This window comes from Actinomyces lilanjuaniae (assembly GCF_003606385.1).
Lineage (GTDB): Bacteria > Actinomycetota > Actinomycetes > Actinomycetales > Actinomycetaceae > Actinomyces > Actinomyces lilanjuaniae.
Genome location: NZ_CP032514.1, coordinates 609,549 through 624,437 on the forward strand (window position 1 = coordinate 609,549; position 14,889 = coordinate 624,437).

The following is a 14,889-nucleotide window of genomic DNA, read 5'->3' on the forward strand; positions in this document are numbered from 1 at the left end:
TGTTTTCTGGGGCTCCGGTTTTCCTGCTGTGCTGGTTCGCCGGGTGCTCACGGAGTCACGGCGACTGGGGCTGGTCCTGCTAGTCCACGGCCAGCGCCTGGACGGGCGGGACCCGGCTGGCGGCACCCGCCGGGCGCAGCGAGGCCAGCACACCCACGGCCGCGGCAGCCAGGAGGATGATGAGCAGCCCTGGTGCCAGCCACACGGGGACGGACAGAGGGCTCCCCTCCCCGTTGTTGAGCAGGGCGGCGGCTCCCGCGACGCCGACGCCACACCCCAGCACAAGGCCGATACCGCCGCCCAGGAGAGCGGTGAGGACCCCCTCGGAGACGAAGAGCGAGCGGACCTCTGCGCGCTGGGTTCCGGTGGCGCGCAGCACCCCGATCTCACGGGTGCGCTCCAGGACGCTCATGGAGGTGGTGCTGGCCATGCCGGACAGGGCGATGAGCAGCGTGAAGACGAGCATGGCACCCACGGCTGCAGCTACCTGGACCACCTCATCGGTGAGGCCGCTGCGGGACTCCATGAAGTCAGCGACGTAGAGGCCGGTGCCCTCAAGAGCCTCGCGCACCGCTGCGGCCGGTGCCTGGTCGGTGATCTCCCCGCTGGCGCGTACCCACAGGGTGGAGGCGGTGGGGGCGTCCCCGGCCAGCTGCTTAGCCACTGCGGGCGTGACCAGGGCCTCACTGGCGCCCGGGTTGACGCGGACGGTGAGGTCGGCGCTGCCCTCCGGGCCGGTGAGGGTCACCTGGGTGCCGTCGGGGATCTCGTAGACGCTCTCCAGGACAAGCGTGTGGTCGTCCAGGTCCTCCAACACCTCCAGGGAGCGCAGGACTGGGGAGACCGCCTCCTGGTCGGTCGCTATGACGGTGACGGTCTGGTCGTCGACGTCTTCATCGACCTCTGCCGAGGCTGAGGTCATCTGCACGTCGAGGGAAGGCACGGCCACAGCCGTCTCCACGCCCTCGACCGCCTGGACCTGAGCAGTGACCGCCTCAGCGTCCTGGTCCGTAGCCAGGTCCCCGACAATGATGTCAACCGGGGACCTGCTGGTGACATAGCTCCCCCAGGAGGCGGTGAAGACGGACACCCCCGTGGCCATGGCGGCGGCCACGGCCACGCAGACCAGCAGGGAGGCAGCGGTGGCCGCCGACCGTCGGGGGTTGCGGGCCAGGTTGCGGGTGGCCAGCTGGAGGACGGGGCGGCGCGGGCCGCCACTGAGGGCCTCGGCCAGGCGGGAGACCCTGGTGACCAGCGTCGGCAGGAGGACCATGACGCCGAGGACCACCACGACGGCCCCGGTGACGAGGACCTGCAGCGCCCGCCACGTGGCACCACCCCAGAGGAGTCCCAGGCCCAGGACGATGACGGCAGCCCCGGACACTGTGGCCAGCCGCCTGCGCCTGCGCGGTGAGCCGCTCCCGGCGGCCTCGCCGGTCAGCGCCACCAGCGGTGAGACCCGAGTGGCCTGGTAGGCCGGGCGCAGCACGGAGACCAGGGTCACCACGGTGCCGATGAGGACGGCCAGGGCGAGGGACCTCCAGGAGACGGTGAGGTGGCCGGTCCCCACACCCTCGATGACCCCGGAGTTGATGACCAGCGCGGCCAGGCCGGTGCCGGCGGCGGCCCCGGCCACGGAGCCGGCCAGTCCGGTGAGGGTGGCGGTGCGCAGCACGGAGGCCAGGACCTGGCGGCGGGTGGCGCCCACGCAGCGCAGCAGCCCGACCTGGCGGGTCTGGCGGGCCACCAGGGTGGTGAAAGTGGTGGCGATGACGATCCCGGCCACCACCGCGCACACCGGCGTGATGAGCTGGAGCAGGTTGAGCGCGTTCGAGCTGGTGGCGCCCGCGTTCTGCGCACGCATGGTGATGATGTCCGAGGCGGTGTAGACCTCCACGCCCGGCTGGACGGCGGTCACGGCCCGGGTGAGCGTGGCGACCAGCTCGCCTGCGCTGGTTCCCGGCTGTGCTGTGACGTAGAGGACGGCCGGGTCCTGTGAGAGCCCCAGCTCAGCCTGCTCCTCGGCCGTGGCAAAGATGTGGGAGATGCCGTTGGGGTCGTTCCGGGTGATCTCAGCCCCAGGCTGGACCACGCCGACGATAGTCGCTGTAGAAGTAGTCGCTGTGGAGGTCTGCTCCGAGTCCGGGTCACCAGAGGCCAAGGTGATGGTGGAGCCGACTGTAGTGCCGGTCCCGGCTCCCAGCTCCTCCTCGTGCTGGAGGAAGGAGGGGGACACAGCGATCTCACCGGTCCTCTCCGGCAGGCGCCCCTGCACCAGCTCGGTGCCGCCTGTCGGCTCCGGCACGTCCAGGACGATCGCTGAGGTGTCGGAGAGGCCCCCGTGGTGGCGGACCGACACGTTTCCCTCGGTGTAGAGGCGAACAGCTGCCGCACCGTCGGCCTGGGAGGCCTCCTGCACCGCCTGTCCGGAGAGCCGCCCGTCAGCCGTGGTGTCCCTGGGGTCCACGAGCACGACCGCGTCGGCCTCACCCACGCTGGCGCGGGCGTCGGCGGTGAGCTGGGAGCGGAAGGAGTCGGAGACGATGAGGGCAAAGGTGATGAGGGCAGCGCTCATGGCCACCGCCACTACGGCGGCCACGGTGCGGCGGGGGTCGAGCAGGGCAGGCATGAGCGGTACTCCTTAGTTTGAGGAACTGGGGGACGCAGTAGGGTGTCTTCTTCCACGAGGACCTCCACGAGGCTGGTCCCCGTGGAGGTCCCGGTGGTAGTGATGGGTCGTGTGGTGGGTGCGCGCACGGCGGCTGGTCCCGCTAGTCCACGGCCAGGGCCTGGACGGGTGGCACCCGGCTGGCGGCACCCGCCGGGCGCAGTGAGGCCAGCACGCCCACGGCCAGGGCCACCAGCAGGGTGATGACCAGGGGCAGGAACGGGACGGAGACGGCGATGCTGCCAGCCTCCTGGCTGTTCTCCCCGGTGGGCAGGTCATCTGTTATGACGCTGATGATCGTCATCATTCCTACCGCTCCCAGAAGGGTCCCCGTAGCGATACCTAGAAGCCCTCCCAGCCCGGCGGTGAGGACGTTCTCGGCCACCACGAGGCGCCTGACCTCGGTGCGCTGAGTGCCCATGGCACGCAGGACCCCGATCTCCCGGGTGCGCTCCAGGATAGAGACCCTGGTGGTGTTGGCCAGGCCCACCAGGGCGATGACCAGGGACAGGCCCAGGACCACCGAGACCATGAGCACGATCTGGTTGAGGTTGTGGGTGACGCTGGCGAAGGCGTCCTCCCGGCCGTCGACCATGACCTCCTGGCCGCGCAGGGCCTCGCGGATATTCGCCTCAGCGGCTCCTGGGGTGTTGCCCTCGGTGGCGCGTGCCCACACCATGCTGTTGGTCCCGGTGCCCCCAGTGAGCTGCTGGGCGGTGCCGGGCGTGACCACAGCACCCCAGCCCTCGCGGACACGGGCGGTGACCTCCGTGCTGCCAGCGGGCCCCGTCAGGGTGACGGTGGTGCCGTCGGGGATGCCGTAGATGCCGCCGACGATGAGCACGCCGTCCTCCAGGTCCTCCAGGCCGGCGGTGGAGTACACCACAGGGCTGATGGCCTCGGTGTCCAGCACCGCGATGCCCGACAGGTCCTGGGTGGTCCCGTCCACGGTCTGGGTGACGTCAATGACGGGCACGGTGGTCAGGGACTCCACCCCCTCGGCCTCCGCGACAGCGGAGGTGACTGTGGCCTCGTTCTCCGGCGTCACGCCCAGCACGGTGATGTCCTTCTGGGAGACGTCGTTCAGGATGTTCTGGAAGGAGGACTGGAAGGAGAACAGGCCCGTGAAGAGCACCGCGCCCACGCCGACCCCCACCAGGATGGTCGCCGCGCTGGCGGCGGAGCGGCCGGGGTTGCGGCCCAGGTTGCGGGCGGCCAGGTGGAGCACGGGGAAACGCTGGGCGCTGCACAGGCGCTCGATGAGGGCCGCCCCGGCGGTCACCAGAAGCGGCAGGGCCAGCAGGAGACCGATAACCAGGACCGCGCCTCCGGCGGCTGCGGTGCTGATCGACCGTATGGACATTCCGGCGATGGTGGTGACCAGCCCGGCCAGCAGCAGGAGCGCCCCGAAGGCAGCCACCCGGCGGCGCCTGCGGCTGGCGTGCTCCCGGTTGAGGTCCTGGCCGGTGACGGCAATGAGGGGGGAGACCCGGGCGGCCCGGCGCGCTGGCCGCAGGACGGACACCAGGGTGACCACCGTGGTGGCGATGACGGCGAGGAGGACGGCTGCGGGTGAGATGGTCAGGCTGGCGCCGTCCAGCTGCTCCATGGCCCCGGCGCGGACCAGGAGCGCCGTGCCCGCGATGCCCAGGACAGCCCCGGCTGCCGAGCCCACCAGGCCGGTGAGGGCGCCGGTGCGCAGCACCGATCTCAGGACCTGGCGGCGGGTGGCGCCCACGCAGCGCAGCAGCCCGACCTGGCGGGTCTGGCGTGCCACCAGCGTGGCAAAGGTGGTGGCGATGACGATCCCGGCCACCAGCACGCACACCAGGGCTAGCAGATTGAGCAGGGTGGTGATGATCCCGCCACCGGCGGCGCTCTCTGCCGTGCGCCGGACCACCACCTCCTCGGCGGAGGCCACATCAGCCTCAGCCGAGGAGGCGTGGACCACCTGGGCGACCTCCTCCTGCAGGGCTGCCGTGTCAGCCCCCGGGGCGGCGGTCACGTAGAGGAAGGAGTAGTCCGTGGAGGCGCCTATGGCCTCCAGCTGCTCCGGGGTCGCGTAGATCTTGTTATACTGCGAGGCCCCCGATTCCAGCATCTCTCCGCTGTCCGCCCCGGCCGAGACGATGCCGACCACCGTCGAGCTGGAGCTGAGGCTGCTCTCACTACCCTCACCGCCCTCCTCTTCTGCGGACGCGACAAGGTTGAGGGTGTCCCCCACCCGGAGGCCCCGGGACTGCGCCAGGGTGGTGTCAATGGCCAACTCGCCCGTGGCCTGGGGCAGCCTCCCGTCGGTGAGGCTGGTCGGTCCGTCCAGGTCTGGCAGGTCAAGGACCCTGACGTCCGTGTTAGCGCCGTTCCTGAGTTGCTCGGGAAGGTCAAGGTCCAAGAGACTCCAGTGCTCCCCGCGCACGGAGGCCACCTGGTCCAGGGCCTCGACCTCCTCGGCCACCTCCGTCGGTATGCGGTTACTGCTGGTGGGAGTGGCTACCTCGCTGGTCACCACGACGTCGGCGCCGTGGATGCTGGTGCGGGCGTCGGCGGAGGCCTGGGTGGTGTAGGTGTCGGTGACCACCAGGGAGAACACGATGAGGGCGGCGCTCAGGGCCACCGCGACGGTGGCGGCCACGGTGCGCCGCAGGTCAAGCAGGGCGGGCATCACAGGCTCCCTGCTGCGTGCCGGGGGCGCCAGGAGGCGCCGCCCGGTGAGGCGGCTGCGCGGACCTGGCGCCCGGGATCCTGTGCCGCCTGTGCCTGCGTGCCGGGGGCGGCAGGTGCGTTTGTGCCGGGGGCGGGTGCGCTGGCCGCATGCGCGCCCGAGCGGCGCTCCACGGCCTGGTCCTGGGTGATGCGCCCGTCGGCCAGGCGGATGATGCGGCTGGTGGTGGCTGCGGCCTCCGGGTCGTGGGTGACCATGACCACGGTCTGTCCCAGGGTCTGGCAGGTCTGGGCCAGGACGTCCAGCAGCGCCGCCGAGGAGGCCGTGTCCAGGGCGCCGGTGGGCTCGTCGGCGAAGACCACTGCGGGGCGGCCGATAAGCGCCCGCGCCACCGCCACGCGCTGCTGCTGGCCGCCGGAGAGCTCGGAGGGGCGGTGCTCCAGCCGGTTCTCGATGCCCAGGACGGTCACCACGGCGTTGTACCAGTCCGTGTCGGGCTTGCGGTGGGCCAGGCGCAGGGGCAGCAGGATGTTCTCCTCCGCGCTGAGCGTGGGCAGCAGGTTGAAGGACTGGAAGACAAACCCCAGCTGGTCGCGCCGCAGCGTGGTCAGCTCCTGGTCCCTCATCGCGGTGATGTCGCGCCCGGCGATGAGGACTTGGCCCTGCGTGGGTGCGTCCAGCCCAGCCAGGCAGTGCAGGAGGGTGGACTTGCCCGACCCGGAGGCACCCATGATCGCCACGAACTGGCCCCGCTGCACGGCCAGGCTCACCTCGTCCAGGGCGATGACCTGGGCCTCCCCGCTGCCGTAGACCCGGGTCAGGCCCCGGGCCTCCACCACGGTCTCACCGCGCCGACCAGCATGGCCGGGCACGGCAGGAGCCTGCGGCTGAGGGCCGACACCCCCGTACGACCCCGCCTGGAATCCTGTAGCGACTGACATCGCCCTGCCTTTCTCTTGGTCTTCTCTTGGGACATCTGCACGGACATCTCGCCGGACGCCTCTGGCCCGGTGCCCTCAACGCTAGGACTCCCCTCCCGACCTGCCTATGAGCCAAAGGAACGGATTGTCTGCCCGGTCTCCTCCTTTGGGAGGAGCTCTCCCGGGCTCGCGACGGGCTGAAAACGCCGTGGTGCGCCCATGGGGGCGGAGCACCCGTTAGCCTGGGTCCGTGACCTCTCTGACCACTCTGACGAGGCTGACCGCCCCGGCTCCGGCGCCTCTGCCGGACACGCTTGCGGCTGGTCGGCCCCTCCTCATGGGCGTGGTCAACGTGACCCCGGACTCCTTCTCTGACGGCGGCTGCTGGGCCACCACAGAGACGGCCCTGGCCCGTGCCCGCGAGCTGCTGGCCCAGGGGCCGACCTGCTGGACGTCGGCGGGGAGTCCACCCGGCCGGGCGCGGCACCGGTGACGGTGGAGGAGGAGATGGGCCGGGTCCTGCCGGTGGTGCGTGAGCTGGCCGGGCAGGGGGCTGTCGTCTCGGTGGACACGGTCCACGCCTCGACCGCTGAGGCGGCGCTCCAGGCCGGTGCGCTCATCGTCAATGACGTCTCCGGGGGGCTGGCCGATCCTGCCATGCACCGCCTGGTGGCGCAGACGGGTGTGGTCTACGTGTGCCAGCACTGGCGTGGCGACCCCCAGACCATGGACCGGCTGACCAGCTACCCGGACGGGGTCCTGGAGGGAGTGGCTGCCGAACTGCGGGAGCGCCTGGACGATCTCGACGCCGCGGGTGCGCGCCGCAGCCAGGTCGTGGTGGACCCGGGCCTGGGCTTCGCCAAGACTCACACCCAGTCCTGGCAGCTCCTGGCAGGCACCGCGCGCCTGGTGGCCGAGCTGGACCAGCCCCTGCTGGTCGGGGCCTCGCGCAAGCGCTTCCTGACGATGGCGGCACCAGAGGGTGCCACGCCCCTCCAGCGTGACGCCGTCACCGCCGCAACCACAGCCCTGGCCGCTGCCGCTGGCGCCTGGGCTGTGCGAGTCCATGAGGTCCCGGCCAACCGGGACGCCCTCCGTACCGCCTCCCTGTGGAAGGAATACCAGTGAGTACCACTGTCACAGCCACCACCGACCGGATCCGCCTGGTCGGGCTGTCCGCCCGCGGGCACCACGGCGTCCTGCCCTTTGAACGTGAGGAGGGCCAGCTCTTCACCGTCGACCTCGTCCTGGACCTGGGGGAGCGCGGCACGGCCGTGGCGGCAGTGACCGACAGCCTGGACGACGCCGTGGACTACGCCGCTGTGGCCACGACCGTGGTCACCGTGATCGAGGGGGAGCCGGTCAGCCTGCTAGAGACCCTGGCGGACCGTGTCGCGGAGAAGGTCCTCGGCGTGCCCCGGGTGCTTGCCGTCGAGGTGACCGTGCACAAGCCCCAGGCGCCGCTGGACGTGGCCTTTGAGGATGTCTCCGTCACGATCCACCGTGTGGCTGACGACGCGGTGGTCCAGGGTGGTCCCAGTGTGACCCAGGCGGCGTGGGCGGCCTCCGGCGCCCCGGCGGCTTCAGCGGCGCAGGTCGGCCCCAGTCAGGAGGCTGCCTCTGGGCCCACCTGGGCGGGTGCTGACCAGGTCGTGCCTACGTCCGAGGCCACGGCCAGTGAGGTGGTGGCGGAGGTGCCGGGTGAGGCTGCGGTCCTTGGGGCGCAGGCAGCGCCTGCTGACCCCTGGGCGCCTGATCCCTGGATCCGCGACACCGCTGACGACACCGCCAACGACACCGTCGACGACACCGCTGACGACCCTGTTAACGGTGCTGCGCAGGAGGCCTCGCAGGAGACGGCGCAGGAGACGGCGCAGCCGTTCCCGGAGAGGGGCCAGGAGGGGGACGAGGACCTGTCCACTGCCGCCCTGGCGGTCCAGCCCCCGGCCGAGGGGCGGCACGCCTCCTCGTCCTCGGCGAGTCCTGCCTCCCACGGTGAGGTAGCGGCTGGTACGGATCTGCCCGGCCCTTCCGGGCTCGGTCTTCCGCCCTCCTCTAGTCTGTCCCCCTCTGCTGTGTCCCCGGCTGTGCCGTCCTCGCCCCTGTCCCCGTCTGCCGCCTTCACTCAGGCCGTGCCAGTGGCCGAGGGCGTCGTGCCCCTGGGCGGTGCCCTCGGCCAGGAGGATGCCGCTGCCCAGGAGACCCTGGAGGCTGCCGGGAGGCTGGCTCAGGACGAGCCAGCCGACTCCGTCTTCCATACTGCCCAGGACGCTACGGTGCAAGAACCTGGCGGCCCGGTGGTCACCTCCCCGGAGCAGACGGTCCTAGCCTCACCCGCTCCCCTCCCCGTGACTGAGACTGAGGCGGTTTCCGCCGGAGCGGCTGGCGGGGCGGCTGACCCGCTGGAAGAGCTGCCTGGGCGCCCGGTGGGGGTGGTCTTCGCGCTGGGTGCCAACGTGGGTCACCTGCTGGACACCCTGCGCCAGGCGGTGCACACTCTGCGCCGCACCGAGGGGATCCAGGTCATGCAGGTAGCTCCGCTGGCGCGTAGCGTCGCCGCCGTGCCGGAGGGCAGTGAGCCTCAGCCTGATTTTCTCAACACGGTGGTGACGGCGCTGACCACCCTGTCTGCCAGGCAGCTGCTGGAGGTGTGCCAGGGGCTGGAGCGCGACGCGGGCCGGGTGCGCACCACGCGCTGGGGGCCGCGCACCCTGGACGTGGACCTGGTGGCCCTGGAGGGTGTCTCCTCCGACGACCCCGGGCTGACGCTACCGCACCCCCACGCCCGTGAACGGGCCTTTGTCCTGGTTCCCTGGAGCCTGGCCGACCCCTTCGCTGAGCTAGGCGGGCAGCCGGTGTCCGAGCTGGCTGACTACGCCCCGGACCGCTCCGGGCTGCGCTGGCTCGCCTTCGACTGGCTGGACACCGACAACATCCCTGACAGGCCCACCGGCCCCTACGTCGCGCCTCCGGTCGCCCAGGAGGAGCCTGCACCCGCAGAGCCCGTCTACGGGGCCACGCGGGATGAGAGCCGCGTCGTGGACGAGGGGCTGGCCGCCGAGTACCTGGCTGGGCAGGACGCCCCGGCGCCGTCCGCACCACCTCTACCGCGACAGCCGCAGTCCCTGAAGCAGGCGCCGGAGGGGGACCTGTCGTCACCGCAGGCGCATGAGCCCGCCGAGGTGGTCCTGGAGGACCACGCCTCTGACGTCGGCAGCCTGTCCTCGGGACCGACAGAGGGACAGGACCCCTGGGAGGCTCCTCTGCAGTGGAACGAGGTCATCGGAGGCGGCGGACCTGACCAGGACGCAGCTCCTCGTCCCGGTATCTGATGCGCCGTGTCCGTCGGACCAGCGCCCTGGCGGTGTTCCTTGCCGCAGCAGTGGCAGGATGGGCGCTCAGCGACCTGGTGCTGCGGCACCGGGGATCGGTCCCTGTCCTGACCCCGTGGGGGGCGGTGGCTGCCCTGGTCATCTCCGGGGCGGTCCTGGTATGCGGCCTGGCTGTACGGCGGCTGCGCTCGCGGGAGCGGACCTGGATGACGCCGACCGCAGCGGCGACGACCGCCGCGGCGGCGCAGGCCTCGGCACTTGTGGGCGCGGTCGTGGGCGGTGTCTATGCCGGGCAGCTCCTCCTGGCGCTGCTGTCCCCTCATCCCGGCAATGAGCCACCTGGCCTGGATGGCGGCAGCCTGCCTCCTGGCCTGCCTCCTGTGGTCCGTGGTAGGTTTTCTGGTCGAGCACTGGTGCGTCATCTCCGATGACGACGACGATGCCCAGGGGAGCGGTCCACCGCCCCCTAGTGGTGCTGCGGCATAGTGCCTGGGCTGCCCGGGCTCTTGTGCGCTGCGGCGTCCGTCGCTGCACCGGCAGTCAGCGACTAGTCTGATGTCAGGAGAGTGATGAGCAGCGCGGCTGGTGCCTCCCTGGCGCCGTGGGACGTCGTCTTCGAGCCGGTCTCGCCACGGCTGGTGACTGCCCGGCTGGTGGTCAACAGTGCTGTTGACGCCGTGGTCCTGGTGGCTGCTACGGTGCTTGCGGTCCTGGTCAGTCCCTGGCTGGCTGGTCTGGCCGCTGTTGCCGTGGCGCTGGCCGCCTGGGAGGCGTGGCTGATCCCGCGCCAGGTCCGTGCCCTGGGATACGCCCTGGAGGAGGACCACCTCCTGTGGCGGCGGGGAGTGATGTTCCGCCGGGTGTCGGTCATCCCCTACGGGAGGATGCAGCTTGTCGAGGTCTCCCAGGGACCTCTGGCGGCTCGGCTGGGTATTGCCGAGGTCAGGCTCCACACGGCCTCCGCCTCCACCGACGCCACGATCAACGGGCTGCCGCTGGCCCAGGCTGAGCGCCTGCGCCAGGTCCTGTCTGAGCGGGGCGAGGAGAGGATGGCGGGGCTGTGATCTCCCCCATGACCACCACCGCTCGGGAAGTGGGAGACGTCGGAGCCCGGTCCCCGGGCCGGGGCGGCGCAGCGGCTGCCGAGCCGCGTGACGTGGTCTGGCACCGGGTCTCCGTGGTGACGCCCTTCCTGGAGGGCTGGAAGACCGTGACCGGTGTGCTCGCGGTGATCCTCGTGCGCAACATTGAGGAGACGCTGGCGGCCTACCGCTACCTCAGGGAGCACGGAACGGTGCTGCGCGGGCCGTTTCCCTACCTTCTCGCCGTGATCGCGCTCCTGCTGCTGGGCTGGGCGGTGCTCGGCCTGGTGTCGTGGTGGCGCCGCTCCTACGCGGTGGACGCCGACGGCGTCTACCTGCGCAGCGGGATCCTGGTGCGTCGGCTACGCGTGGCTCGTCTGAGCCGTATCCAGTCGGTGAGCACCGTCTACCCGCTGCTGGGGCGGCTGCTGGGACTGGGCCGCCTCACGGTGGAGGTGGCAGGCGGGCGGGGGAGCCGGGTCGTCATCTCCTTCCTGCGTGCCAGGGAGCTCAGCGCCCTGCGGGACCAGATCCGCCGTCTCACCGAGGCCGGTCCTCCTCCCGGAGACCACCCGGAACAGCTCTCCGGGGACGTGTCCGCCGGGCAAGCCGCCTCCGGGGTCGGCACTACCGGCCTGCACCAGCAGCCACCCGCCCAGGCCCGGGTGCAGGAGGTGCGCGGGGCAAGGGCCTCACGGCAGGGAGCCTCCGGCGGGGACCGCCGTGACGACCAGGTGCGGGGCAGCCACCGGGACAACCAGGAGCAGTTTCTCTACGAGGTGGGTACGGGCGTCCTCATCGGGTCGATCCTGCGCAGTGTCGCGGCAGTGGGGGTGGTGCTGGGAGCGGTCTCCTACGCTGCGGTTGTCCTCGCGCTTGTCGTTCTTGACGGAACCGAGCTGACCCTGGCGCTGCTGCTCAACCTGTGGGGGATGCTCGCCTTTCCTGTTATCTGCTGGTCCTATGCCTGGCAGCGTCTCACCCGGGGGTGGCGCTTCCGTGCCCTGGCGACCCCGCAGGGCATCCGCATGCGCTACGGCCTGACCTCTGAGACTACGCGGACACTGCCTCCCGGGCGCGTCCACGCCGTGAGCCTGGCCCAGCCGCTCCTGTGGCGGCGGAAGGACTGGTGGACGGTGGAGACCTCCGTAGCCGGCATGGAGGAGGCAGGGGAGGCCGGCTCCTCCAGGCTGGTCTCGGAGAGCCGCCTGCTTCCCGTCGGGAGCCGGCAGACCGCTCTGCTCGCCCTGGGCATGGTCGTCCCCGACCTGGGGCTGACGGGCTGTCCCCCCACCCTGGTCGATGGCGTGCTGAGCGGACGCGATGACGACGGCGTGGGGGACACCTCCTCCCCGGTCGGGGCGCCTGGGCGTGGCCTCATCCGGGTACCCCGGCGCGCGCGGCTGTTCTCGCCCCTGGCGTGGCGGCGCGACGCGGTGGCCCTGACCGAGACCTGCGTTCTTATCCGGGGCGCGCGCTGGACGCGCAGGGTCAGCGTCGTCCCTTATGAGCGTGTCCAGTCGATCAGGATCACGCAGGGGTCCTGGGCACGGCGGTGGGGCCTGGCGGGTCTTCGCCTGGACATGGTCTCCACCAGCGTCACCACCTCGGTCGGCAACCTGGCACTCAGCGACGCCACCGCGCTGGCACAGGAGGTCTCCCTGCGTGCGCTGCGGCGTCGCAGGGCGGAGGAGGCGGAGCGCTGGATGGAGCGGGCTGCCCGGATGCTACCGGGAGGGGGCCAGGCGTGAGACGATCGTGGCATGACGGTGGACATGACGACAGGTACCGGTGACGCACCGCAGCCCTCTTCCTCCGCTGACTCTCCCGGTGATCTGCCCGATGACCTCCCCCCTGCTCCTGGTCCCTCCCCGGCAAGTACATCCCGGCGTGCGGCGATCAGGCCTGGGCGCCTGGGGGTCGGCATCATCTCTGCGGGGCGCGTGGGGGCGGTCCTCGGCTCGGCGCTCATGGCGGTTGACCACCAGGTGGTCGGCGTCCACGCGGTCTCCGAGGCCTCCCGCGACCGGGCGGAGCTGCTGCTGCCCGGTGTCCCTGTCCTGGACGTCGATCAGGTCGTCGACAGGGCCGAGCTGGTGCTGCTGGCTGTGCCCGACGACGCGCTCAGCCCCTTGGTTACCGGACTTGCTGACCTTGGCCGCTGGCAGCCGGGACAGATAGTCGTCCATACCTCTGGCCGCTACGGCGTAGGCGTCCTGGAGCCTGCCCGGCGCTGCGGGGCCATCCCGCTGGCCCTCCACCCGGCCATGACCTTCGGGGGCTGGTCTGCCGACACGGCCAGGCTCGCCGGGTGCCCGATGGCGGTGACAGCCCCTGCCGCTGTCCTCCCGATCGCCCAGGCCCTGGCGGTTGAGCTCGGCGGGGAGCCGTTCGTGCTGGAGGAGGAGGCCCGTCCCGCCTACCACGCTGCCCTCGCCCACGGTGCCAACCACCTCGTGGTCCTGGTGGACCAGGCCGTGCGTGCCCTGGCTGCCGCAGGAGTTGCGGAGGGTGCCGCCACTGTGCGCCCGCTGCTGGTCGCAGCCCTGGAGCGAGCGTTGAGCGAGGGCCTGTCAGGGCTGAGCGGGCCGGTCTCCCGGGGCGACGCCGGAACCGTCGCCGGGCACCTGGAGGCCCTGGGTGCCCTGCGGGACGGGCAGGGACACCGCCTTGACGACGTCGTCTCCTCCTACCGCCATCTTGCCGAGGCCGCGGTGCAGCGCTGCCAGGAGGAGCACAGGCTCACTGACGTCCAGGCACAGCGGCTGCGAGAGGTCCTGTCCCCTGATTCGTGACCAGGCGGGTGTGAGACGGCCGGGTGCCGCAGGCGCGGGAGTGGCACCATTGGGTGTCGTCTACACTGCCTGGGCCGGGCCCGGGCCTTCCTGAAGAACCAAGGAGCACGCTATGCCGCTGACCGCCAACGACGTCCTCAACAAGAAGTTCCAGCTGACCCGGCTTCGTGCGGGCTACGAGCAGGACGAGGTCGACGCCTACCTCGACGAGGTCGTCGAGGCCATGCGCCTCCTGGAGGCCCAGGTCGGTGCGGCCGGCGCTGCGGCAGGTCCCGGTGAGGAGCAGATCGCGGCAGCGGTCGCCCCGCGTGACCACCGTATCGAGGAGCTGGAGCGGGAGAACGCCTACCTGCGCGGCGAGCTGGAGGCCGCTCGTGCCCGCGCGGGGGACTCTCGTGCCCAGTGAGCCGGTGCCCTCCGGGCAGCAGCCGTCCACTGGCCCGCTGCTGGTGAGGACCCGTGACGAGCTGGCGCAGGCCCTGGCGGACCGGCCCGGCCCCCGTGCCGTGGTCATGACGATGGGAGCCCTGCACCAGGGGCACCTGGACCTGGTGCGGCAGGCGGTGCAGCGCGTCGGCACGCACGGGACCGTGGTGGTGACGATCTTCGTCAACCCGCTTCAGTTCGCCGCCGGAGAGGACCTGGAGACCTACCCTCGCGACCTCGGCGGCGACCTGGCCAGGCTGGAGGAGGCCCTGGGCGGGACGGGAGGCTCCGAGGCGGCGGTCAGTGAGGCGGGCGGGAGGAGCAGCACCGGTGCCGACCGCCTGGTGGTCTTTGCCCCGACCCAGCAGGAGGTCTACCCCGGTGGACAGCCGCAGGTTCGTATCGACCCGGGGCCGGTAGGGCGTGTCCTGGAGGGCCGTACCCGGCCCACGCACTTTGCCGGTGTCTGCCAGGTGGTCCTCACCCTGCTCCACCTGACGGCACCCCGTTGGGCGCTGTTCGGCCGCAAGGACGCCCAGCAGCTCGCGGTCGTGCGCGCCATGGTGCGCGACCTGGCTGTGCCCGTGGAGGTCGTCGCGGTGGATACCCGCCGGGAGGCTGACGGGCTGGCCATGAGCTCACGCAACGCCTATCTCTCGCCTGAGGAGCGTCGGCAGGCACTGGCTCTGTCCCAGGCGCTCACCGCAGGCCGTGAGGCGGCGGCCGCAGGCGCGCGGCCCCAGGAGGTGCGGGAGGCGGCGCTCAGGGTCCTGGAGCGCGCCCCCGGAGCCAGGGTGGACTACGTGGCGCTGGTGGAGCCGGACACGTTCGTGGACCTGGCCGGGGTCGGGCTCGGCCTGGTGCCGCGGGCTCCCGGAGGCCGGCTGGGCCAGGTGAACGAGGTGAGCCGGCGTCAGGGTCTGCTGGCCGTGGCGGCCTGGGTGGGGGCGACCCGGCTCATTGACAACACCATCCTCGAGCTGGCGGCGCGGGACTAGGCTGGG

General features: G+C 71.6%; 9 protein-coding genes and 2 pseudogenes. 8 read left to right on the forward strand and 3 right to left on the reverse strand.

Annotated features, from left to right (window positions below; all coding sequences use genetic code 11):
- Positions 1-79 precede the first annotated feature (79 nt).
- The 3 genes from D5R93_RS02645 to D5R93_RS02655 form a co-directional block, all read right to left on the reverse strand.
- On the reverse strand, positions 80-2,629 hold the full coding sequence (locus tag D5R93_RS02645; RefSeq protein ID WP_120203683.1) for an FtsX-like permease family protein: 2,550 nt from the start codon (positions 2,627-2,629) through the stop codon (positions 80-82).
- A gap of 142 nt (positions 2,630-2,771) precedes the next feature.
- Entirely contained in the window at positions 2,772-5,330 is a 2,559-nt protein-coding gene (locus tag D5R93_RS02650) for an FtsX-like permease family protein (protein WP_120203685.1), read from the reverse strand.
- Complete coding sequence (locus D5R93_RS02655) at positions 5,330-6,271, reverse strand: ABC transporter ATP-binding protein (RefSeq protein WP_120203688.1); 942 nt, start codon at positions 6,269-6,271, stop codon at positions 5,330-5,332. The genes D5R93_RS02650 and D5R93_RS02655 overlap by 1 nt, the downstream gene beginning before the upstream one ends.
- A 247-nt stretch (positions 6,272-6,518) precedes the next feature.
- On the opposite strand from D5R93_RS02655, the pseudogene folP reads away from it, so the two are divergent.
- From folP to D5R93_RS02695, 8 genes and pseudogenes are all read left to right on the forward strand, one after another.
- Positions 6,519-7,378, forward strand: a pseudogene (gene folP / locus D5R93_RS02660) (dihydropteroate synthase).
- A complete protein-coding gene (gene folK / locus D5R93_RS13085) occupies positions 7,375-9,582 on the forward strand; it encodes a 2-amino-4-hydroxy-6-hydroxymethyldihydropteridine diphosphokinase (protein ID WP_162933790.1) in 2,208 nt (735 codons plus the stop codon). Before folP ends, folK begins: the two are co-directional and overlap by 4 nt.
- Entirely contained in the window at positions 9,582-10,013 is a 432-nt protein-coding gene (locus tag D5R93_RS02670) for a DUF3180 family protein (RefSeq protein WP_243106905.1), read from the forward strand. The genes folK and D5R93_RS02670 overlap by 1 nt, the downstream gene beginning before the upstream one ends.
- Positions 10,014-10,151: 138 nt before the next feature.
- A complete protein-coding gene (locus D5R93_RS02675; RefSeq protein ID WP_119836399.1) occupies positions 10,152-10,646 on the forward strand; it encodes a PH domain-containing protein in 495 nt (164 codons plus the stop codon).
- On the forward strand, positions 10,643-12,415 hold the full coding sequence (locus D5R93_RS02680; protein WP_243106906.1) for a PH domain-containing protein: 1,773 nt from the start codon (positions 10,643-10,645) through the stop codon (positions 12,413-12,415). The genes D5R93_RS02675 and D5R93_RS02680 overlap by 4 nt, the downstream gene beginning before the upstream one ends.
- 12 nt (positions 12,416-12,427) lie before the next feature.
- Positions 12,428-13,459, forward strand: coding sequence for a Rossmann-like and DUF2520 domain-containing protein (locus D5R93_RS02685; protein WP_243106907.1), 1,032 nt, complete (start codon positions 12,428-12,430; stop codon positions 13,457-13,459).
- A gap of 112 nt (positions 13,460-13,571) precedes the next feature.
- Positions 13,572-13,703 (forward strand): annotated as a pseudogene (locus D5R93_RS02690) (DivIVA domain-containing protein); the annotation flags it as partial.
- 151 nt (positions 13,704-13,854) lie between these two features.
- Complete coding sequence (locus D5R93_RS02695; protein WP_243106908.1) at positions 13,855-14,883, forward strand: 4-phosphopantoate--beta-alanine ligase; 1,029 nt, start codon at positions 13,855-13,857, stop codon at positions 14,881-14,883.
- Positions 14,884-14,889: the final 6 nt, after the last annotated feature.

Bases quoted from the DNA above. Each gene is read 5' to 3' on its own strand.
- D5R93_RS02650 (WP_120203685.1), bottom strand. From the start codon at position 5,330: ATGCCCGCCCTGCTTGACCTGCGGCGCACCGTGGCCGCCACCGTCGCG.
- D5R93_RS02645 (WP_120203683.1), bottom strand. From the start codon at position 2,629: ATGCCTGCCCTGCTCGACCCCCGCCGCACCGTGGCCGCCGTAGTGGCG.
- D5R93_RS02685 (WP_243106907.1), top strand. From the start codon at position 12,428: ATGACGGTGGACATGACGACAGGTACCGGTGACGCACCGCAGCCCTCT.
- D5R93_RS02655 (WP_120203688.1), bottom strand. From the start codon at position 6,271: ATGTCAGTCGCTACAGGATTCCAGGCGGGGTCGTACGGGGGTGTCGGC.
- D5R93_RS02670 (WP_243106905.1), top strand. From the start codon at position 9,582: ATGCGCCGTGTCCGTCGGACCAGCGCCCTGGCGGTGTTCCTTGCCGCA.
- D5R93_RS02675 (WP_119836399.1), top strand. From the start codon at position 10,152: ATGAGCAGCGCGGCTGGTGCCTCCCTGGCGCCGTGGGACGTCGTCTTC.